Origin of the sequence: Phyllobacterium phragmitis (assembly GCF_002980495.1) — a bacterium.
Taxonomy (GTDB): Bacteria; Pseudomonadota; Alphaproteobacteria; order Rhizobiales; family Rhizobiaceae; genus Paramesorhizobium; species Paramesorhizobium phragmitis.
Genome location: NZ_PVBR01000023.1, coordinates 17,993 through 37,802, shown reverse-complemented (window position 1 = coordinate 37,802; position 19,810 = coordinate 17,993). Strand labels below are relative to the sequence as shown.

Here is a 19,810-nt window from a genome sequence, read left to right as displayed (position 1 = left end):
CCCCTAAACATTCAGCAGCAAAAACTCCCGCTCCCAAGGACTAATCACCTCCATGAAGGTCTCGAACTCCGCCCGCTTGATGGCGGCATAGGTCGTGACGAAGGCATCGCCCAGCATGTCCCGCAGCTCCGTGTCGTTCTCGAACAGCGACGCGGCTTCGATCAGTCCGCGGGGCAATTCGATCTCATTGTCGTTCACAGTGGTCGAAGCCGGCTGGTCCGGTTTGATCTTGTTCATCACGCCGATCAGCCCGCATGCCAGCGATGCGGCCAGCGCCAGATAGGGATTGGCGTCGGAGGATGGGATGCGGTTTTCGACACGACGCGACGACGGGTCAGAGCGGGGCACGCGGAAGGCCGTCGTTCGGTTATCGTAGCCCCATTTGACATTTACCGGCGCCGACGCCGCCTTGGTCAGGCGACGATAGGAGTTCACGTAAGGCGCGAACATCACAAGCGCGTTCGGCACATGCTTCTGCATCCCGCCGATGAAATGACGGAAGGCATCGCTCTCGCTGCCGTCCTCATCGGTGAATATGTTGCGTCCGGTCTTCTTGTCGAGGATGGACTGGTGGATATGCATCGCCGATCCCGGCTGGCCCTGAATGGGCTTGGCCATGAAGGTTGCATACATCTCGTGCTTCAGCGCAGCCTCGCGAATGGTGCGCTTGAACATGAAGACCTGATCGGCCAATTCCACCGGATCGCCATGGCGCAGATTGATCTCGAGCTGCCCCGCACCCTCTTCATGGATCAGCGTATCGATCTCCAGTCCCTGGCTCTCGGAGAAATGGTAGATGTCGTCGATCAACTCGTCGAACTCGTTGACGCCGGCAATCGAATAACCCTGGCCGCCGCCGATGGCGCGGCCCGAACGGCCGACGGGCGGTGTCAGCGGATAATCGGGATCGGGGTTCTTGCGCACCAGGTAAAACTCGATCTCCGGCGCCACGACGGGACGCAGGCCGAGCCTGTCGTATGCGGCAATGACACGGCGCAGCACGTTGCGCGGCGTGAACTCGACCACGCGCCCGTCTTGATGGGCGAGGTCGCAGATCACCTGCGCCGTCGGGTCGCTCTCCCACGGCACGAGGGAAAGTGTCGTAAGATCAGGCACCAGCTTCAGGTCGCCATCGTCTTCCGGATAGGAAAAGCCGCCGCCGTTTTCCGGATAGCCTCCGGAGATCGTCGCCATGAAAACCGCCGAGGGCAGGGCGAGCGATGTGTTGGAGGTGAATTTCTTCGACGGCATCATCTTGCCGCGCGCCACGCCGGCCTGATCAGGGGTGATGCACTCGATATCTTCGATGTCGCGCCACGCCAGCCATTCCGATACCTCACGCCAATTCTTCACGCCACGCAGCGATTTGACATAAGCGGGCGTCCGGCGGCGCTTTGTCGAGCGCACCGATTTCTTCTCGGGCATATCAGCAGGCATCAATCACCAAAAAATTGTTTCGTCGCACCATGATATAGCATCGGCCTGAAAACCGAAATCGGTTTCGGGGCAGGCGACGCGTCCATTCAATAGCTTACAGCCTCGCTGATATATCCAAGCCAGTCAAAGATTTTCAGAGGCCGAAATGGCCCTTGAGTTCGGGAACGGCCTGAACGAGCGCATCGACCAGCTGCGGATCCGTTTGGCGTGCATAGGCGATGACCTGCGATCCCGCCGCGCTGATCTGCTCCTCGGTCAGGCCGCTTGCCTTCAGCGCCGCCACGCCATTGACCAGCGCACCGACCTTTTCACCGGTCGCGCCGCCGAGCAAATGGGAGATAGTGCCGATAATGCCGCTGCTCGGCTGCGCCTGCGCCATCACGTCATTGGCCGTGGCCAATTGCTGCGCACCGGGCATATTGGCGAAAATCTGAGCCGAGATCTGTGGCGATTCATGCTGGAGAACCGACAGAACGATCCCTGCGACCTTTTCGGCAACCTGCGGATTAAGATTGGCCTTGGCCGCGACGGTATCGATGAGATTCTGTATAGGCATAACTTTCCTCGCGATGGTCGGATTGAAGATGAAGAATGCGTGATATTTGCCATGTAGGCAATGACAGAAACATGACATAGCTATATTTAGTTGATGTTTAGTAATGTCCGGTGAGGATGGTTGTTCTTCTGAGGGTTTTGCAAAGAAAAACTCTCCGCAGGTCCTCTGCGGAGAGTTGGTTTGCAACAATCGAAAGTGGGCACCTGTACGATGTCACCGTCCGCGGGTGACGATGACGGGGATCAGCAGGTCCCCCAATTGCCGTCGCCTGCCCGCGCTGCCGCAGGCACGCAAAGGAAAAATCATGGCGGCGCAACGTTACCGCCCGTGGGTGACGATGACGGGGATCAGCAGATCCCCCCAATTGCCGTCGCCTGCCCGCGCTGCCGCAGGCACGCAAAGGAAAAATTATGGCGGCGCAACGTCACCGCCCGTGGGTGACGATGACAGGGATCAGCAGATCCCCCCAATTGCCGTCGCCGCCATGATGGCGTGCCGAGCGGACGAGTTCGACCGAAACGCCGGCCTCGACGGCCTTCATGACCGATTGATTGAGCCGGTGCAGATCATTGGCCAGCATGCGGATGAGGCCCTGTTGGTCGGTGCTCATGGCCGAAGATTGTTCCTCGGCCCTCTCCTTGACGCGTGTGATGGATGCCATTGTCATTCTCCTTTTTGCTTGCATATCATTCCGCAGCCGGGCGGAACTGCGCAGCTTCGGTTGATTCCGTCATGGCGGTGGTCGAGGACTGGCCGCCGGTGATGGCCAGCGACACGGTATCGAAATAACCGGTGCCGACTTCGCGCTGATGCTTGGTCGCGGTATAGCCATGCACCTCGGATGCGAATTCCGCTTCCTGCAGCTCGGAATAGGCGGCCATCTGCCGCTCCTTGTAGCCGCGCGCCAGTTCGAACATGCCGTGATTGAGCTGGTGGAAGCCGGCGAGCGTGATGAACTGGAATTTGTAGCCCATCGCGCCCAGTTCCCGCTGGAACTTGGCGATCGTCGCGTCGTCCAGATGCTTCTTCCAGTTGAACGAAGGCGAGCAATTATAGGCGAGCAGCTTGCCCGGATGCGCCTTGTGCACGCCCTCGGCAAAGCGGCGGGCCTGCTCGAGATCCGGCTTCGAGGTTTCGCACCAGATGAGATCGGCATGCGGCGCATAGGCGATGGCCCGCGCGATGCAGGGTTCGATGCCGTTTCTCACCTGATAGAAGCCTTCTGCCGTGCGGCCGGCATCATGGTCGACGAACGGCCGGTCGCGCTCATCGATATCCGAGGTGAGCAGTTTTGCCGCCTCCGCGTCGGTGCGCGCGATGACCAGCGTCGGCACGCCCATCACATCGGCGGCCAGCCGCGCCGCGTTGAGATTGCGGATATGCGCGGCGGTCGGTATCAGCACCTTGCCGCCCAGATGGCCGCATTTCTTTTCCGAAGCCAGCTGGTCCTCGTAATGAACGCCGGCTGCGCCCGCCTCGATGAACGCCTTCATGATCTCGAAGGCGTTGAGCGGACCGCCGAAACCCGCCTCCGCATCGGCGACGATGGGCGCGAACCAGGTTTCGACCGAAAGGCCCTTGCCCTCGGCGGTCTCGATCTGGTCGGCGCGCTGCAGGGTCCGGTTGATGCGCTTCGTCAGCTCCGGCGCGGCATTGGCTGGATAAAGCGACTGGTCGGGATACATCGCCGAAGCGGTGTTGGCGTCGGCCGCCACCTGCCAGCCCGAGAGATAGATCGCCTTCAGGCCGGCGCGGACTTGCTGCATGGCCTGATTTCCAGTCATGGCGCCAAGCGCATTGACGAAATCCTCGTCGTGGATGAGCTTCCACAGGCGGTTCGCGCCCATCTCGGCCAATGAATACTTGATCTCGACCGAACCGCGCAGCCGCTTCACATCCTCCGCCGTATAAGGACGTTCGATGCCGTCGAAACGGCCTTCCGGTGCGGTGGGGACAAGATTGTAAAAATCAGTCATAGCCTGGCTTCCTCAATAGTTCCTGTTTGAAAAATCAGAGACAATCAGCGCGTGCTGTGTGTGACGAGATTTACATTGCGTCGCGAAACAGGCGAGGAAATTCAGGATAACCGAGGTATTAAACGGGTCATGCTGTAGGGGATTTGACAGGATGGCTCGGTAAATTTGTAAATATTGTAATGGCCTTGCCTTTGCGGCATGATGGGCGACATTGTAAAGATCGTGTCAAATTTTGAGGCGCCTTTCCAGTCGTCATCCTCGGGCTTGTCCCGAGGATCTGCCAACGTGGGACGATAACAACGCCATTCCGTCGCTTTCCACAGATCCTCGGGACAAGCCCGAGGATGACGGAGGTGGAGAAGCCAAGCACAAGACGAGGAAACCGCTATGGCTGAGCAGAAAATCTTCGCGGGCCCGCGTATCCGGCGCATCCGTAACGAGCGCGGCCTCACCCAGACGGCGATGGCCGAGGCGCTCGGCATTTCTCCCTCCTATCTCAATTTGATCGAGCGCAACCAGCGTCCGCTGACGGTGCAACTCCTTCTCAAGCTCGCCTCCGTTTACAAGCTCGATCTCGATGCGCTGCAGGCGGAAAGCGGCACGACCATCGCGGGGCTGAAAGAAGTCTTTTCCGATCCGCTGCTCGCCGGCGAATTGCCGGGTGACCAGGAGCTGATCGAGATCGGCGAGGCGGCCCCCAATGCCGCCGCCGGCATCGTCAAGCTCCATCGCGCCTATCGCGAACAGCTCGCCCGGCTTTCGGATCTCTCCGATCTTCTGGCGCAGGAGGGGCGCGAAACCTCGCTGTCGGCTGCCCGCCTGCCACTCGACGAGGTGCATGATGTGCTGGACCGCCGGCCCAATCATTTTCCCCTTATCGAGGAGGAAGCCGAAAGTTTCACGGCGCTGCTCAAGTTCGGCGACGATCTGATGGGCGCTTTGAAGAACTGGCTTCGCGCCGAACATGGCATCGCCGTGCGCGTGCTGCCGGTTTCCGCCATGCCCAACTGGCGGCGACGTTATGACAGGCATTCGCAGCGCCTCTTCCTGTCGGAAAGGCTGTCGCCCTTCGACCAATTACGGGAAGTGGCGATGGAAGCGGTGTTGATCCGCATGCAGGTGGCGATTGCCGCCGAAGTCGAAAGGCTGAAGTTCTCATCCAGCGAGGCCCGCCGCATCGCCCGTTTCGAACTGGGCCGCTATGCCGCACATGCGCTGATGATGCCCTATCAGGCGTTTCAGTCGGCGGCTTTGCGGGCGCGTTACGATATCGATGTGCTGCGTTCGCGTTTCGGCGTCTCGTTCGAACAGGCTGTAAACCGGCTCACCACATTGCAGAGGCAGGGCGCGGCGGGCGTGCCCTTCTTCATGCTGGAGACCGACCACGCCGGAAACCGCTTCCGCAGGGCCGGCGCCCAAGGCTTCCCACAAGCGCGTTTCGGCGGCCAATGCCCGAAGCTGGCGATCTACGCCGCCTTCGCGCAGCCCTCGCAAATTCTGGTCGAAGCCGTCGAAATGCCGGATGGCGCGGCGTTTCTCACCATCGCGCGCACGCTCGAAGGGCCGCAAGGCGCTTTTGACGAGCGCCCACGCCGCACCGCTATCCTGCTTGGCTGTGACATCGGCTTCAAGGATGAGATCGTCTATGGTGCTGCGGTGGCGGGAAGGGCGCTTACGCCCATCGGCCCGGCCTGCCGCCTTTGCGAAAGGCAGGGCTGCCTTGCCCGCGCCGAGCCGCCATTGACACGCCCGCTCGGGCTCGACGAGATGGTGACGGGTCTGAGCGCCTTTGATTTTCAGTAAGTTGCTGTGCGGGGGCGGAATACTGAAAATAAAGCCCTGCAAGGCAGTTGACGAACTCCTCGCAATCTAAAAAAGTGCGTGTTGGCGGGGGCGCTTTTCCAGGTTTCCGCATGGCTGCGAAAATGGAGTTCCGCATGACGATCAAATCGCTTTTCCTGACATCCTGTCTCGTTCTGGCAGCAGCTGTCGTACCGTCGGGCGCACAGGAACGGGTGGTCAATGTCTACAACTGGTCGGATTATATCGACGAGTCCATCCTGGCGGACTTCACCAAGGAAACCGGCATCAAGGTCGTCTACGATGTCTTCGATTCCAACGAGATCGTCGAGACCAAGCTGCTCGCCGGCGGCTCCGGCTATGATATCGTCGTGCCTTCGGGCGAGTTCCTGGGCCGGCAGATACCGGCAGGCGTCTTCCAGAAGCTCGATAAATCGAAACTGCCCAACATCAAGAACATGTGGGACGTGATCGAGAAGCGGACCGCCGTCTACGATCCGGGCAACGAATATTCCATCAATTATATGTGGGGCACGACCGGCATCGGTTACAACAAGGCCAAGGTGAAGGAGGCGCTTGGGCTCGACGAAATCAATTCGTGGGACGCGCTGTTCGATCCGGAGAAATCGGCGAAGCTCAAGGATTGCGGCATCTATGTGCTCGATTCGGCCAGCGAGATGCTGCGCCCGGCGCTCAACTATCTCGGCCTCGACCCCAATTCACCCAATTCGGAAGATTTCGCCAAGGCGGAAGAGCTCTATCTGAAGATCCGTCCCAACATCCGCAAGTTCCACTCTTCCGAATATATCAACGCGCTTGCCAATGGCGATATCTGCATGGCGGTTGGCTATTCCGGCGACATATTCCAGGCGCGCGACCGCGCCGAGGAGGCGGGCCAGGGCATCGAGATCGGTTATTCGATCCCGAAGGAGGGCGCACTGATGTGGTTCGACCAGATGGCCATTCCGGCCGATGCCAAGCATGTGGAGGAGGCGAATGAATTCCTCAACTACATCATGCGTCCGGAGGTTATCGCCAAGGCCTCGAACTACGTCTTCTACGCCAATGGCAACAAGGCCTCTCAGCCGCTTCTCGACAAGGAGGTGATCGACGATCCGGCGGTCTATCCTGATGAGGCGACGATGGCCAAGCTCTTCGTGCCGCTGCCCTACGACATCAAGACCCAGCGCTTGGCGACGCGGGCCTGGACCAGGATCGTGACGGGGCAGTAGAGCGGGCATACCCCTCATCCGACCTCGCTTCGCGAGGCCACCTTCTCCCACAAGGGGAGAAGGGAGGGGACTGCCTAGGCCGGATCTGCCAAACGCCAACATCTGCGATTGGCATTTGCTTTCATGCAGCATTCTTCCTTCTCCCCTTGTGGGAGAAGGTGGCCGCGAAGCGGTCGGATGAGGGGTGCTGCGCGAGATGGCCAGGTAAAGCATATTGAACGAGTAGGGAACCGGATGGAATCCTTTGGAAGTTTTAGCCGCAAATTCGCGCCCTGGAACGATCCCGCGGCGAAGCCCTACATAATATTCGACAAAGTCACCAAGACCTTCGGCGGTTTCACCGCTGTCGATGATCTGTCGCTCGATATCTTCAATCGCGAGTTCTTCGCATTGCTCGGCGCGTCTGGTTGCGGCAAGTCCACGCTCCTGCGTATGCTGGCGGGCTTCGAGGAGCCGAGTTCTGGCCGCATCCTGCTCGACGGGCAGGATCTGCGCGGCATTCCCCCTTACCGCCGCCCGGTCAACATGATGTTCCAGTCCTACGCGCTGTTTCCGCATATGACGGTCGAAGGCAACATCGCCTTCGGCCTGAAACAGGATCGAATGGCCAAATCGGAGATCGATGCGCGCGTCGGCGAAATGCTCAAGCTGGTGAAGCTCGAGCAATTCGCCAAACGCAAGCCGCACCAATTGTCGGGCGGCCAGCGCCAGCGCGTGGCGCTTGCCCGCGCCGTAGCCAAGCGTCCGAAGGTGCTTTTGCTGGACGAGCCGCTCGGCGCGCTCGACAAGAAGCTGCGCGAGGAAACGCAGTTCGAACTGATGGATTTGCAATATAAGCTAGGGCTCACCTTTGTGGTCGTCACGCACGATCAGGAGGAGGCGATGACCCTGGCAGACCGTATCGCGGTCATGGATCAGGGGCGTATCATGCAGGTCGCGACACCGGCCGAGGTCTATGAAGCGCCGGCGTCCAAATTCGTCGCGGATTTCATCGGCAATGTGAACATTCTGGAGGGCGTGGTCGAGAAGATCGCAAACGGCGAGGCCGAGATCACCGCCGCGGCGCAGGGCCCCACCATTCGCGCCGAGACGGGCAAGGCGCTTGTCACCGGCCAGAAGGTCTGGTTCGCCGTCAGGCCCGAGAAGATCCGCATTGGCCGAAAAAAGCCGCGGAATGCGTCTTTCAACGCGGTCGAGGGTGAATTGTGGGATATCGCCTATTTCGGCGATATGACGGTGTTTCACGTCCGGCTCGACAATGGCGAGCTTATCAAGGCGTCGAGCCTCAATGCCGTGCGCAAGGTCGAGAACCCCCTGGGTTATGAAGATCGCGTCTGGGTCAGCTTCGACACGGATGCCGGGCTGGTTTTGACGGCATGAGGGGAAACGCACCCACGCAGAAGCTCATCGCGGCCATCGCCGGGCGCCTCGTCATCGCCGTACCCTATCTGTGGCTCTTCGTTTTTTTCCTCGTCCCGTTCTTCATCGTTTTGAAGATATCGCTTTCCGAAGTGGCGATGGCCATTCCGGCCTATCGGCCGGCCTTCGATCTGACGCAGGGCCTCGCCGCCAATTTCGAAAAGCTGAGGCAGCTATCTCTTGACAATTATTTATGGCTCGTCGACGATGCGCTTTATTTCAAGGCCTATTTATCAAGCTTTTTCATCGCCGCCGTTTCGACTGTTCTGACGCTCATTGTCGGTTATCCGCTCGCCTATGGCATGGCGCGCGCGCCATCGACCTTGCGCCCGACATTGCTGATGCTGGTGATCCTGCCGTTCTGGACGAGCTTCCTGATCCGCGTCTATGCCTGGATCGGCATCCTGAAGCCGGAAGGGCTTCTCAACCAGTTCCTGATGTGGGCGCACATCATCGATACACCGCTGACCATTCTCAACACCAACACCGCTGTCTATATCGGCATCGTCTATTCCTATCTGCCGTTCATGGTGCTGCCGATCTATGCGGCGCTCGAAAAAATGGATTATTCGCTGATCGAAGCGGCGCAGGATCTCGGCTGTCCGTCCCTCACCGCCTTCTGGAAGGTCACTTTCCCGCTTTCGATGTCGGGCGTGATCGCGGGCTGCTTCCTTGTCTTCATCCCGGCGATGGGGGAATTCGTCATTCCCGATCTCCTCGGCGGATCGCAGACCCTGATGATCGGCAAGACGCTGTGGAGCGAGTTCTTCTCCAACCGCGACTGGCCGGTCTCCTCCGCTGTCGCCGTGGTACTGCTGGTCATCCTGATCGTACCGATCGTCTTGTTCCAGCGGGCGCAGGCGCGCGCGCAGGAAAGTGGGAGGTAGGAGGAGGTTTTGTGAGGAAAACTGTGGCGGATTACTCTTTCAGTGCCCCCCTTCATCCTCGTGGTTCGAGGCTCGCTTCGCTCACACCTCACCATGAGGATGAAGGGGCGCGGCGCTTCCGTAGCCCTCATCCTGAGGTGCGAGCGAAGCGAGCCTCGAAGGGCGAGGGCGCTAGGAGAAAACGATGAATACCACCTGGTCGCGCTTCAACATCGCTTCGGTCGTCCTGGGCTTCGCATTCCTCTATCTGCCCATCGTGCTCCTGGTGATCTATTCCTTCAATGAATCCCGCTTGGTCACCGTCTGGGCCGGGTTCTCGACGAAATGGTATGTCGAGCTCTTCAACAATCGCGGGCTGATGGATGCCGCCTGGGTCACCGCCCGCGTCGGTGTCCTCTCAGCAAGCGTGGCGACGGTGCTGGGAACGCTCGCGGCGATCGCGCTCACGCGCTATACGCGTTTTCGCGGACGCATGCTGTTTTCCGGCATGGTCTACGCGCCGCTGGTCATGCCCGAAGTCATCACCGGCCTGTCGCTGCTGCTGCTTTTCGTGGCGATCAGTTTCGATCGCGGCTTCTGGACCGTGACATTGGCGCATATCACCTTTTCGATGTGCTTCGTCGCGGTGGTCGTCCAGTCCCGGCTCGTCACCTTCGACCGGTCTCTGGAGGAAGCTGCGATGGATCTGGGCGCGCCGCCCGTGACCACCTTTTTCAAGATCACGCTTCCGGCCATCCTGCCGGCCGTCGTCTCGGGCTGGATGCTCGCCTTCACGCTTTCGCTCGACGATCTGGTGATTGCGAGCTTCACCTCCGGCCCGGGCGCGACGACCTTGCCGATGAAGATCTACAGCCAGGTGCGTCTTGGCGTGACGCCGGAGATAAACGCGATATGCACCATTCTGATCGCCATCGTCGCGACAGGCGTCATCATCGCCTCGCTTGTCAACAAGCGGCGCGAAGTCCAGCGGGTTCGCGACGAACAGGCGGCGTTCCGGATTTAGGGGAGTAGGGGAATAAGGCAGTATGTTTTTGATGCCCATTGTCCTCTCTTGCGGACAAAGACTCTTTAAAGGGAATAAGTGAGAAGGTATCACACTCCCATACTCCCATACTCCCATACTCCCATACTCCCATACTCCCTCAGTTCCCCTCAGTAGGCCGGCTTGTTGGCGAGATGAAGGGCCGGTCCCAGGAGCCGCCGACGAAGAAATTGATCGGTTGCGGCGCCTTGGGCGCCGCAGCGTTTTGATCCTGGTTCTGGTTTGGCGCGGCGGGAAATTCGATTTCGCCGGAAAGCGCGAGGCTCCTGTCGAGGAACGGGACGATGCCTGCAAGCGTCAGCACGCCGTTGCCGGTCTCGACGCGGGCATTCTCAAGGGTGGCGATGCCCTCCGCGATAGCGGCCTTCACAGAGAGCCGATTGAAATCCAGAGAGGCATCCTGCTTGCGCTCCAACGCAAAAAAGCGATCGTTGCGGGCCTTGTTGATGAAGTCGTTGAAGTCGAATCCCTGCACCTGCCCATTGCCGAGATCAAGCGAGATATTGCCGCTTGCGCTTTCGAGGAGCGAAGACCATTTCGTCAGCGGGCTTTTCATGAGCAGCGATACCGCGCCCTTGCCGGTCAGGAAGGGTTGCTTGACGCCGAGCGTCGAAGCAAGGGCAGCGCTGTCCAGATCGCTCCCGTTGAAACGCAACTCGCTATTGGCGCCATCCGCACCGCCGATGATCTGGATATTGGCCTGAACCGATCCGTTGAACGCCTTGGCATCGCCGATATCGAAGATCGCGCGCCCGCCACGTACCTGTACCGCGGCCGCGAGGTTGGCGAGGCTGACCGGACCGGCCGTGGCGTTCTGGGCGGAAAGACGCAGATCGAGATCGAGCTGATTGACGAACCTCGTATCGATTTCATCGCCTGCATCCGCTCTGGGCAGCGGGATGAAAGCCGAGATCAGCGAGCGCAGATCGAGCGACTGAAAGGCGAGCGTTCCGGTGACGGCGGGCACCGGCTGCTCCAGCCCGATTTCGATCACGCCCTTGGCCGATTGCTTGTCGGTCGTCAGCATCACATCGTTGAATTTCGCCCGCTGCGGCGTAACCGTGACATTCGCCGCAAGCTCGACCGCGCCGATCATCGACGAACCGCCGGAGGAAGTCCGGCCGGCCCATCGCATCGTGTCGCCGAGGGACGGTGAGTTCGCCGTCAGCGCCCCTTCGAAAAACATGTTCTGCGAGATGTTTGCTTTGCCGTCGAACGTGAATGTCAGCGGTTTGGATGTGACGCTTGCGGTAATCGCGCTCATCCCGTTGGCGAGCAGTATCAGAGCCTGACTCGCGGAAAAATTGATCTCCGCGGCTTCCCCGCGCCAGTTGGCGCGGCCGCGAAAACTCGCGGGACTCGACGTTTGCGGCCAATCGAGCGTGCCGTTGATGTCCGATACCTGCTCTTCGAGCGGTGATCCGAAACGGCGATAGGCAAGCGACCCATTCTCGATGACGATGCGTCCGAAAGGCTGCGATGCGAGCTGGTCCATCTGAGGATCGTCCGGGTTGCTCTCCACAAGCGTCTTCGCCGCGCGGATGACCATGCCGAGCCGCCCTTGCGAATTGGCGGCCGCCGTAAACAATTGCGGCAGGTCGGTCACCGGCTCGTTCAGCCTGAAACGGGGACGGATGAGGCGTGTTTCCGAAAATGAGATATGCCCCATCAGCGCGTCGAAAGCGGAGAGCTCGACGTCTATACGATCGGCGCTCATTACCGGCTGCTGGCCGCTTTGGCCGAGTTTGCTCAAGGTGACGTCGCTCAGCGAAGCCTGGAAAACCGGAAAGACCGTCAGCCTCGGCGGCTGGCGCAGTTCGACGCTGTAACCCGTCCAGGCGCTGAGTTCCTGCGCCAGTCTGATGCGGATCGCATCGGTGGAAACGATAAAGGGCAGGGCCGCGATGACTGCCGCAACGGCTGCCGCCGCAAGGACAATAATCGCCAGAATAGGGCGCAGCAGTCGAGGCCAGGACATCAGGCGCAGTCCGTTAATGAAACATACATCATCCCGTTTAAACCAGCTATGCGGCAATTCAAGGCTTTGCTGATGTTATTCCGTAAAATTGGCTGAAAATTCAGTCGGATCGCATTTTTCGGCTTGCTGCTTCTTCGTATTGCGTTGCAACATGCCGGCGATCCGAGGAGGAGCATATGACAATAAAAAGACCATTGTGGGCGCCTGATGAAGCAGCGATCGCCGCGAGCCCGCTGACAGATTTTATTCAAGCCGCGCGTGCCGCAACCGGGCTGGCGCTGCCTGATTATGACACGTTGTACAACTGGTCCGTGGAGGACAGGGAAGCGTTCTGGTCGCTGGTCTGGGACTGGAGCGGAATTATCGGTGAAAAGGGCGGAAGAATTCTCCTGGACGGAGATCGCATGCCCGGTGCGCAATTCTTCCCCGATGCCAACCTGAATTACGCGGAGAACCTGCTGCGCCAAAGCGGGGCAGGCGATGCGCTGGTCTTTCGTGGCGAGGACAAGGTGGAGCGCCGCCTGTCCTGGGACGAATTGCATGCGCTGGTGTCCAGGCTCCAGCAATTTTTGCGCGCCTCAGGCGTCGGACGTGGCGATCGTGTTGCGGCGATGATGCCGAACATGCCGGAGACGATCGCAGCGATGCTGGCAACGGCTTCGATCGGCGCGATCTGGTCGTCCTGTTCCCCGGATTTCGGCGAACAGGGCGTGCTCGACCGGTTCAGTCAGATCGAGCCATTGGTCTTCATCGCCTGCGACGGCTATTGGTATAATGGCAAGAAGATAGAGGTGGCGGAGAAGATTGCCGCAATAGCCCGGCAACTGCCTGCTGTGCGCAAGGTGCTCGTCGTCGATTATCTCGGGCAGGCTGACGAGGTCGCAAAGCGTGTCGCCAATGGTATTTCGCTCGGCATGGCCATAGCGCCGTATGCGGCCGGCGAGATCGACTATGACAGGCTGCCGTTCAACCATCCACTCTATATCCTGTTTTCATCGGGAACGACGGGCATCCCGAAATGCATCGTGCATACGGCTGGCGGCGCGCTTCTCCAGCACATCAAGGAGCATCGGCTGCATGGCGGTGCCAAGCCGGGCGACCGGGTGTTCTATTTCACCACCTGCGGCTGGATGATGTGGAACTGGCTGGTCACCGGTCTTGCCTATGGCGCGACGCTGCTCCTCTACGACGGTTCGCCCTTCTGTCCCGACGGCAATGTGCTGTTCGATTACGCCGATGCGGAAGGCATGACCTATTTCGGCACGTCGGCAAAATTCATCGATGCCGCCCGCAAGGCCGGTTTGAAGCCAATTGAGACCCATGATCTTTCGACGGTGCGGACCATCTCCTCGACCGGCTCGCCGCTTTCGCCGGAATGCTTTCATTATGTCTATGACGGGATCAAGAAGGACGTGCATCTCGCTTCGATTTCGGGCGGGACCGATATCGTGTCCTGTTTCGTGCTCGGCGTACCGGTCAAGCCGGTCTGGCCCGGTGAAATCCAGGGGGCAGGGCTGGGCATGGCGGTCGATGTCTGGAGCGACGACGGCAAGCCGGTGAGAGGCGAGAAAGGCGAACTGGTCTGTACCAGGGCTTTTCCCTCGATGCCGCTGATGTTCTGGAATGATCCGGATGGGGCGAAATATCATGCAGCCTATTTCGAGCGTTTCGACAATGTCTGGTGCCATGGCGATTTCGCCGAACGGACGGAGCATGACGGCATCATCATCCATGGCCGCTCGGATGCAACCCTCAACCCCGGCGGGGTGCGGATCGGCACGGCGGAAATCTACAATCAGGTCGAGCAGATGCCGGAGATCGTGGAGGCGCTGTGTATCGGCCAGCAATGGGAAGATGATGTCCGCGTTGTCCTCTTCGTTCGGCTCGCCGAAGGCATCGTGCTCGACGAGGATCTGATTGCGGCGATCAAAAAGAAAATCCGCACCGGCGCCACGCCGCGCCATGTGCCGGCCCGCATCGTCGCGGTGGCCGACATCCCCCGCACCAAATCCGGCAAGATCACCGAACTCGCCGTCCGCGATATCGTGCATGGCCGCGAGGTTAGGAACAAGGAGGCGCTGGCCAATCCGCAGGCATTGGAACTGTTCCGCGATCTCGCCGAACTGCAGACGTGAAGAGATGTGCTTAATGAAACATTGCGGTGATATTTACCGCGTTTTCACAGGCAATATTTTTTCGTAAAGATTAAGGCGGTCGGTTAAGGATTTGTTAGGGAACTTCACGCGATAAAGGCCTTAACACACTGGTAATGATGAGGCCTCTTGGCTCCCAACCTTTGCTTTTGTGCCCCTTTTCTCTGTTGTACAGCTTTTACAGCGCCGGTTCGTCCGGCGCTTTTTTTTGGCTGAGTGAATCTATAGAGCGCATCACTTCAGGTGAAAGCGTTGGCGATCGCCGTCGCCAGCAGGCCTCTGAACACCGGAGCTACGGAGGACGGGGGCGACAGGGGGTGAAAGGATCGCCTCCATGACGCGCGCGCCGTGGTCGTTTTTTTCCCTTCCACTGCTTCGCATATCATGATATACATATCACATATCAAAGGAGGATGCGATGCGAACCCTTATCGACATGAACGATGCCCAGGTTGAAGCTCTCGACACCCTTGCCAAACGGGTGCGCCAATCCCGTGCGGCCCTGATCCGGGCGGCCATAAACGATTATCTTGACCGCCATCATCGCGAACAGGTCGAGGATGGCTTCGGCTTGTGGGGCAAGCGCAAGGTTGATGGTCTGGTTTATCAGGAGAAGGTGCGCCGCGAATGGTAGGCGCGCTTTTCGACACCAACATTCTCATTGACCATCTGAACGCCGTTCCCCAGGCCCGAGAGGAAATCGAGCGCTTCGAAAGCCGGGCCATCAGCATCATCACCTGGATGGAGGTGATGGTCGGGGCGAACGACGATCTGGTGGAGCCAACGCGGCGTTTCCTCGCAGGTTTCAAGATCATCGCCCTGGACGATGAAATCGCCAACCGTGCGATGGCCTTGCGGCGAACACATCGCATCAAACTGCCCGGCGCGGTGATCTGGGCCACGGCGCAGAGCGCCGGACGTCTGCTTGTGACCCGCAATACCAAGGATTTTCCAACCGCCGATCCGGGGATACGCGAACCCTACGCCTTGTAACGAACGCGCCCACGTCTGAACGATAGGAGAGCCCATGACCCGTGTCGCTCTCTACGCCCGCTTCTCTATTCGGCCTTCAATCCGCCAGGACGCGCGTGGAGGGGAAGGAAATTTCGACCATCGTACCGTTGCCCGGTGTCGATTCGATCGAGAACACCGCCCGGTTGGCTTCGACCATCGCCTTGGTCAGCGGCAGTCCGAGGCCGGTCCCGTCCTGGCGCCAGTCGGTGTGATCGTCTGCGCGGTTGCGCTTCAGCGTGTTGATCTGCTTGAACGGCTTCAGCGCCTGCTCGATCTCGGCCTGGGTCATGCCGACGCCGGTGTCGCGCACCCGCATGACCACGCCGCCATCTGCCTCGTAAAGTGTTGAGACGATGACCTGCCCGCCAGGCGAGGTGAAGCGCACGGCATTGGAGAGGAGGTTCAGCGCGATCTGCTTGACCGAGCGGGCATCGGCAACGATATCGGGCAGGTTGGATGGAAAGCTCGACCGGATGATGACGCGTTCGCGGTTCGCCTGCGGCTGCATGATCGCCACCGCTTCCGAAATGGCATCGTTGAGCGACACCGCTTCGAACTGCATGTCGAGCCCGCCCGCCTCGATCTTGGAAATGTCGAGCAGGTCATTGACGAGGGCGAGCACGTGATTGCCTGAACGGTTGATGTCGCGCAGATAGTTGCGATAGCGCTCATTGCCGATCGAGCCGAATTTCTCGTCCGACATCAGCTCCGAAAAGCCGATGATAGCGTTGAGCGGCGTGCGGATTTCATGGCTGATGCGCGCCAGGAATTCGGATTTCTGGCTGGAGGCCAGCTCCGCCTCGTGCCGCGCATTGGTCAGTTCCTCTTCGGCACGCTTCCATTGCGTGATATCCCGCAGAACCGCGCAGTAGCTGTTGGATGCGGCAAGCTTGCCGATGGTCATGAACATCGGGATGAAGCGGCCCTGCGCTTCGCGACCGATCACCTCGCGCCCATCATTGAGCACGCTCGCCACGCCGTTTTCCGCCAGGCCGTCGAGGTAGTCCATCGCCGCGCGCTGGCTCTCTATGGCAAACAGCATGGAGAAGGATTTACCCTCGATCTGTTCGGGCTCATAGCCGAAGAGAGCCGCCGCCGAATGGTTCATGGAGCGGATCAGGCCGTCCGAGCCGATGATGACGACGCCATCCGTCGCCGTGTCGAGAATGCTGGTCAGTTCATCGATACGGGTCTGCAGCGAAAGCCGGTCTTGGTCCGGTATCGCTGCCGCGCTGATAGGCTGCAGCTCCCGAAGCGCAGGTTGCTGCTCCTGGGCCGGAGCTGCGTTCAGCTGCGGCAGGAGGCTCAGCATCAGGGCACGGCCGCTTCTCCACGGCACGGCCTGGAGATGCGCTTCCACCGCCTGCTCGCCGCCATCGGCACGGCGCAGGACCATGGCGCCCGGCTTGCCATCTTCTCCCTCACGCCGTTCCGCAAACAGCGCTTCGAGCCCGCCCGCCTCGATCAGCGCCCCGGTTGTTTCATAGCCGGTCAGATCGAGCAGTGCCTGGTTGGCATAATGCACGAGATCTCCCGAATGGATCAGGATGGGCAAGGGCAGCCGGGCGACGATGGATGTATCGTCATCGCCTGCTTCCTGGGCCGGGGCGGATGTCGCCTCGTCATCTTCATTTGCCTCGGATGCAACCAGATTTGCTGGTGCGGGCTCAGGTGCTTCCGCCTCGAAAGAAGCCGGAGCAGCATTATCCTGCACGGCGTCCATACCGGCATCGCTCGCCGCCTGCGATGGTGTTTCCGTTCCAGCGAAGGTTCTGACCGGCCTACGCGGATCCGGTACGGGCTCGGCATCCGGCACTTTGGCCGCACTCTCATTCGCGGCCAAGTCATTGCCTGCCGGGGCGACTGTTGGAACCCCAGCCATCATGCTTTCGGCGGGCTCGGTCTTCGTCTCTTTACTTTGCTCTTCGGCCGGAGTTTCGCTTTTGGCTGTACCGATGCCCTCGCGTCTCAACCGATCGGCGATTTCGCGAAAAGCATTGCGCTCCGTAGGCGTCAGGCCACTCTCGGCGCGGGGCGCGCGATGCTCTTCCAGGCTGATGACCTTGTCATGCATGCGCCGGCCGGCGGACGGCGTCAGCTGCAGTGCGGGCTGTTCCCCCTGGAACGGATCCTCCCTCTGGGCAGGATCGGGGCTTTCCGCTTCCGGATCCACGGCGGCCTCGAGCTTTTGCAAGAGCTTTTCACCGAGATCAACGACGCCGGCAGGCGGGGTGGTTTCCTGCGGAAGCATCTCTTCCGCCAGATCTTTTGGCGCCATCGGCCCGGCGACGAGGGCAAGGCCGATCGCGTCCGGGTCCGCCTGCGCCTCGCCGGAGCGCACCACACCGAAACCGCGAAAGCCGAGGAATGTCCGCTCGCGCGAATAGACGGGCAGGGCGGCAAGATCGACGGGCGCGCGAAGCGATGTCCCTTCGATCGGCCAAAGCACCGTTCGCCCCGACCAGGTGTCGCGCCCTTCCACCAGTGTTGCGATCGCACCATCCTCATCGAGGCCGAAAACCTGCGCGACGTCGGAAAAGCGGCGGCCGATCACGGCGGCGGCCTGCGGGCCGACGGCCGCGGCGAACTCCGGCGATATCTCGCTGAAAACCGTATCTGCATCGACTTTCCAGACGAAACGGGCCGGCGTGGCACTCGGATCATAGGTGAAGGCCTGCGGCGGCAATGCGGGCTCGCTCGCTTCATCAGCTTCTTCCGCGGAAACCGGCTCTTCGGTGGCGGGCTCTGCTTCATCCATCACATCGCCGATGTCGGCGATTTCAGGGGAAGGGGGTTCCACATCAGCGAACACGACATCGGCGATTGTGGCAGATGGCACGCTGTTATCGATGACCTGCACTGTTTCCGCCTCGGCGGCTTCCCGTTCCGCTATGACGAACAGGAGATGACGATATGGATCGTCAGCCAGCCGGGCGATGCCGGCCGGCACGCTTCGTCCTCCGGCGCGGACGCGGCGCTTGACCATGCGGTCTTCCTCGTCGCGCACTTCCACGACGAGATCGCTTAATGTCGTCGGCAGAATGCCGAGTTCATCAAAATGCACCGATCTGGCGAGAACCGCGCCAGCTTCGTCGAGGAGTGCGACATGCGTGCTCTCGTCACCAAGGCCGGTAATCGCCGTTTCAACGTCGGAATGCTGTCCTGCAGTTCCTGCCATGGCGAGAACGCGCGCCGGCGTGCCATCAGGCAGATCGATGTCGAATATCTGAAAACTGGCCAGCCGGGAGGTAAGGCCGGAGGCAAGGCGCACGGAGACGGTTCGCGCGTTGCCTGCCTGCGAACCGTCGAGCGCCATGATCTGGCGTTTCGTATGCACGGCAAAGCCCGGATCATTGCCGAGAACGTCATCGATCCTGTCGAACCCGAACATCGCCGCGCCAGGACCGTTCGCCCAGATCACCGATTTGAGGTCGGGCGAAATCACCACAAGCGCATCGCCCCGGACGAAGCGTTCGCGGATGTCATCCAGAACTGCAATATCTATGAAGGGATAGGTCCCCGGCATGCCAGTAATTACCTGTTTGTCCTGCCCTAAACGAGCTTTCTTATTTTACTCAAAGCTGAGCTTTTTGCTTAATACCCCGTTAATAAGGCGCAATCGTCACAACGTCTATAAAAGAGAGCGGTGTGGCAATGGTTTTTCTGCGCCATTAGTTAATGTCCCCAGGCTGCGATTCCTGATATTCCCGCGCTTCGCGTTTTGTGCAATGCAAAATAATGTTGCACTGCACAAAGAAGAATGTTATATGAAAAGAAACCATAGGTGAGGAAATGCCCTGAAACTATGTCAGGGTAACCAAAAAGGGTTTCAAAATGAGCAAGAAAGCAGAAGCAGACGTGTTTGCGTTTCCAGGCTTCGACGCCAATGCCGTGACCGATCATGTTCGAGAGTTCACCGAGAGCAGCGTTGCGCAGTCCAAGGAAGCCTATGCCAAGTTCAAGGACCAGGCAGAGGTCGCGCAAAAGACCATGGAAACGACATTCGAAACCGCTCAATCCACCGGTGCCGAACTGTCGTTGAAGGCAATTTCCGCGCTGCGTGCCAATACCGATGCGGGCTTCACCCATCTTGAGGCGCTTGTCGGTATCAAGACATTTGCCGATGCCGTCGAACTTCAGACCGCGTTCCTGCGCAAGCAGACGGAACTGGTCGTCGAGCAGGCCAAGGATTTCCAGTCGGTGGCGACGAAGGCTGTCGAAAACATGACGAAGCCGGTCAAATCGGCTGTTGAAAAGGCAGTCAACGACATCAAGGCCGCCTGATCTCTTAGAGCGCCGCGCGTCCAATTGGACGC

15 protein-coding genes are annotated in these 19,810 nt (G+C 59.8%); 9 read left to right on the top strand and 6 right to left on the bottom strand.

The window, feature by feature from the left end; genetic code table 11:
- Positions 1-3: 3 nt before the first annotated feature.
- The 4 genes from C5748_RS22815 to aceA all read right to left on the bottom strand — a co-directional run bounded on the left by C5748_RS22815 (position 4) and on the right by aceA (position 3,969).
- The gene (locus tag C5748_RS22815) at positions 4-1,437 is read right to left on the bottom strand and encodes a glutamine synthetase family protein (protein WP_105744658.1); all 1,434 of its coding nucleotides are present in this window, start codon (positions 1,435-1,437) and stop codon (positions 4-6) included.
- A gap of 133 nt (positions 1,438-1,570) precedes the next feature.
- Positions 1,571-1,993 carry a hypothetical protein gene (locus tag C5748_RS22810; RefSeq protein ID WP_105744656.1) on the bottom strand — a complete coding sequence of 141 codons (423 nt, stop codon included), beginning with the start codon at positions 1,991-1,993 and terminating at the stop codon, positions 1,571-1,573.
- Positions 1,994-2,417: 424 nt separating this feature from the next.
- The gene (locus tag C5748_RS22805; RefSeq protein WP_105744654.1) at positions 2,418-2,654 is read right to left on the bottom strand and encodes an SMc00767 family acetate metabolism repressor; all 237 of its coding nucleotides are present in this window, start codon (positions 2,652-2,654) and stop codon (positions 2,418-2,420) included.
- A gap of 25 nt (positions 2,655-2,679) precedes the next feature.
- The gene (aceA, locus tag C5748_RS22800) at positions 2,680-3,969 is read right to left on the bottom strand and encodes an isocitrate lyase (RefSeq protein ID WP_105744651.1); all 1,290 of its coding nucleotides are present in this window, start codon (positions 3,967-3,969) and stop codon (positions 2,680-2,682) included.
- A 387-nt stretch (positions 3,970-4,356) separates the two neighbouring features.
- On the opposite strand from aceA, the gene C5748_RS22795 reads away from it, so the two are divergent.
- The 5 genes from C5748_RS22795 to C5748_RS22775 all read left to right on the top strand — a co-directional run bounded on the left by C5748_RS22795 (position 4,357) and on the right by C5748_RS22775 (position 10,310).
- Positions 4,357-5,772, top strand: a complete 1,416-nt coding sequence (locus C5748_RS22795; protein WP_105744649.1) for a helix-turn-helix domain-containing protein — start codon at positions 4,357-4,359, stop codon at positions 5,770-5,772.
- 134 nt (positions 5,773-5,906) lie between these two features.
- Positions 5,907-7,001, top strand: coding sequence for a polyamine ABC transporter substrate-binding protein (locus C5748_RS22790; RefSeq protein WP_105744717.1), 1,095 nt, complete (start codon positions 5,907-5,909; stop codon positions 6,999-7,001).
- 234 nt (positions 7,002-7,235) lie between these two features.
- Positions 7,236-8,381, top strand: coding sequence for an ABC transporter ATP-binding protein (locus tag C5748_RS22785; protein WP_105744647.1), 1,146 nt, complete (start codon positions 7,236-7,238; stop codon positions 8,379-8,381).
- Positions 8,378-9,307: an ABC transporter permease subunit gene (locus C5748_RS22780; RefSeq protein ID WP_105744645.1), complete on the top strand. Its 930-nt coding sequence runs from the start codon at positions 8,378-8,380 to the stop codon at positions 9,305-9,307. Before C5748_RS22785 ends, C5748_RS22780 begins: the two co-directional genes overlap by 4 nt.
- 184 nt (positions 9,308-9,491) lie before the next feature.
- Positions 9,492-10,310: an ABC transporter permease gene (locus C5748_RS22775; RefSeq protein ID WP_105744643.1), complete on the top strand. Its 819-nt coding sequence runs from the start codon at positions 9,492-9,494 to the stop codon at positions 10,308-10,310.
- A gap of 139 nt (positions 10,311-10,449) precedes the next feature.
- On the opposite strand, the gene C5748_RS22770 is transcribed toward C5748_RS22775, so the two are convergent.
- Positions 10,450-12,327: an AsmA family protein gene (locus tag C5748_RS22770; protein WP_105744641.1), complete on the bottom strand. Its 1,878-nt coding sequence runs from the start codon at positions 12,325-12,327 to the stop codon at positions 10,450-10,452.
- A gap of 176 nt (positions 12,328-12,503) precedes the next feature.
- Between C5748_RS22770 and C5748_RS22765 the strand changes: the two genes are divergently transcribed.
- The 3 genes from C5748_RS22765 to C5748_RS22755 all read left to right on the top strand — a co-directional run bounded on the left by C5748_RS22765 (position 12,504) and on the right by C5748_RS22755 (position 15,473).
- Complete coding sequence (locus tag C5748_RS22765; RefSeq protein ID WP_105744640.1) at positions 12,504-14,462, top strand: acetoacetate--CoA ligase; 1,959 nt, start codon at positions 12,504-12,506, stop codon at positions 14,460-14,462.
- Positions 14,463-14,898: 436 nt separating this feature from the next.
- A complete protein-coding gene (locus tag C5748_RS22760; RefSeq protein ID WP_105744638.1) occupies positions 14,899-15,114 on the top strand; it encodes a ribbon-helix-helix domain-containing protein in 216 nt (71 codons plus the stop codon).
- Complete coding sequence (locus C5748_RS22755; protein WP_105744636.1) at positions 15,108-15,473, top strand: type II toxin-antitoxin system VapC family toxin; 366 nt, start codon at positions 15,108-15,110, stop codon at positions 15,471-15,473. The genes C5748_RS22760 and C5748_RS22755 overlap by 7 nt, the downstream gene beginning before the upstream one ends.
- Positions 15,474-15,549: 76 nt before the next feature.
- On the opposite strand, the gene C5748_RS22750 is transcribed toward C5748_RS22755, so the two are convergent.
- Positions 15,550-19,020: a histidine kinase dimerization/phospho-acceptor domain-containing protein gene (locus C5748_RS22750; protein WP_105744634.1), complete on the bottom strand. Its 3,471-nt coding sequence runs from the start codon at positions 19,018-19,020 to the stop codon at positions 15,550-15,552.
- Positions 19,021-19,328: 308 nt separating this feature from the next.
- On the opposite strand from C5748_RS22750, the gene C5748_RS22745 reads away from it, so the two are divergent.
- Complete coding sequence (locus C5748_RS22745) at positions 19,329-19,778, top strand: phasin (RefSeq protein WP_105744632.1); 450 nt, start codon at positions 19,329-19,331, stop codon at positions 19,776-19,778.
- Positions 19,779-19,810 lie beyond the last annotated feature (32 nt).

Coding starts and splice junctions, on each gene's coding strand:
- C5748_RS22785 (WP_105744647.1), top strand. CDS start 7,236: ATGGAATCCTTTGGAAGTTTTAGCCGCAAATTCGCGCCCTGGAACGAT.
- C5748_RS22775 (WP_105744643.1), top strand. CDS start 9,492: ATGAATACCACCTGGTCGCGCTTCAACATCGCTTCGGTCGTCCTGGGC.
- C5748_RS22795 (WP_105744649.1), top strand. CDS start 4,357: ATGGCTGAGCAGAAAATCTTCGCGGGCCCGCGTATCCGGCGCATCCGT.
- C5748_RS22755 (WP_105744636.1), top strand. CDS start 15,108: ATGGTAGGCGCGCTTTTCGACACCAACATTCTCATTGACCATCTGAAC.
- C5748_RS22790 (WP_105744717.1), top strand. CDS start 5,907: ATGACGATCAAATCGCTTTTCCTGACATCCTGTCTCGTTCTGGCAGCA.
- C5748_RS22770 (WP_105744641.1), bottom strand. CDS start 12,327: ATGTCCTGGCCTCGACTGCTGCGCCCTATTCTGGCGATTATTGTCCTT.
- C5748_RS22745 (WP_105744632.1), top strand. CDS start 19,329: ATGAGCAAGAAAGCAGAAGCAGACGTGTTTGCGTTTCCAGGCTTCGAC.
- C5748_RS22760 (WP_105744638.1), top strand. CDS start 14,899: ATGCGAACCCTTATCGACATGAACGATGCCCAGGTTGAAGCTCTCGAC.
- aceA (WP_105744651.1), bottom strand. CDS start 3,969: ATGACTGATTTTTACAATCTTGTCCCCACCGCACCGGAAGGCCGTTTC.
- C5748_RS22810 (WP_105744656.1), bottom strand. CDS start 1,993: ATGCCTATACAGAATCTCATCGATACCGTCGCGGCCAAGGCCAATCTT.
- C5748_RS22815 (WP_105744658.1), bottom strand. CDS start 1,437: ATGCCTGCTGATATGCCCGAGAAGAAATCGGTGCGCTCGACAAAGCGC.
- C5748_RS22750 (WP_105744634.1), bottom strand. CDS start 19,020: ATGCCGGGGACCTATCCCTTCATAGATATTGCAGTTCTGGATGACATC.
- C5748_RS22805 (WP_105744654.1), bottom strand. CDS start 2,654: ATGGCATCCATCACACGCGTCAAGGAGAGGGCCGAGGAACAATCTTCG.
- C5748_RS22780 (WP_105744645.1), top strand. CDS start 8,378: ATGAGGGGAAACGCACCCACGCAGAAGCTCATCGCGGCCATCGCCGGG.
- C5748_RS22765 (WP_105744640.1), top strand. CDS start 12,504: ATGACAATAAAAAGACCATTGTGGGCGCCTGATGAAGCAGCGATCGCC.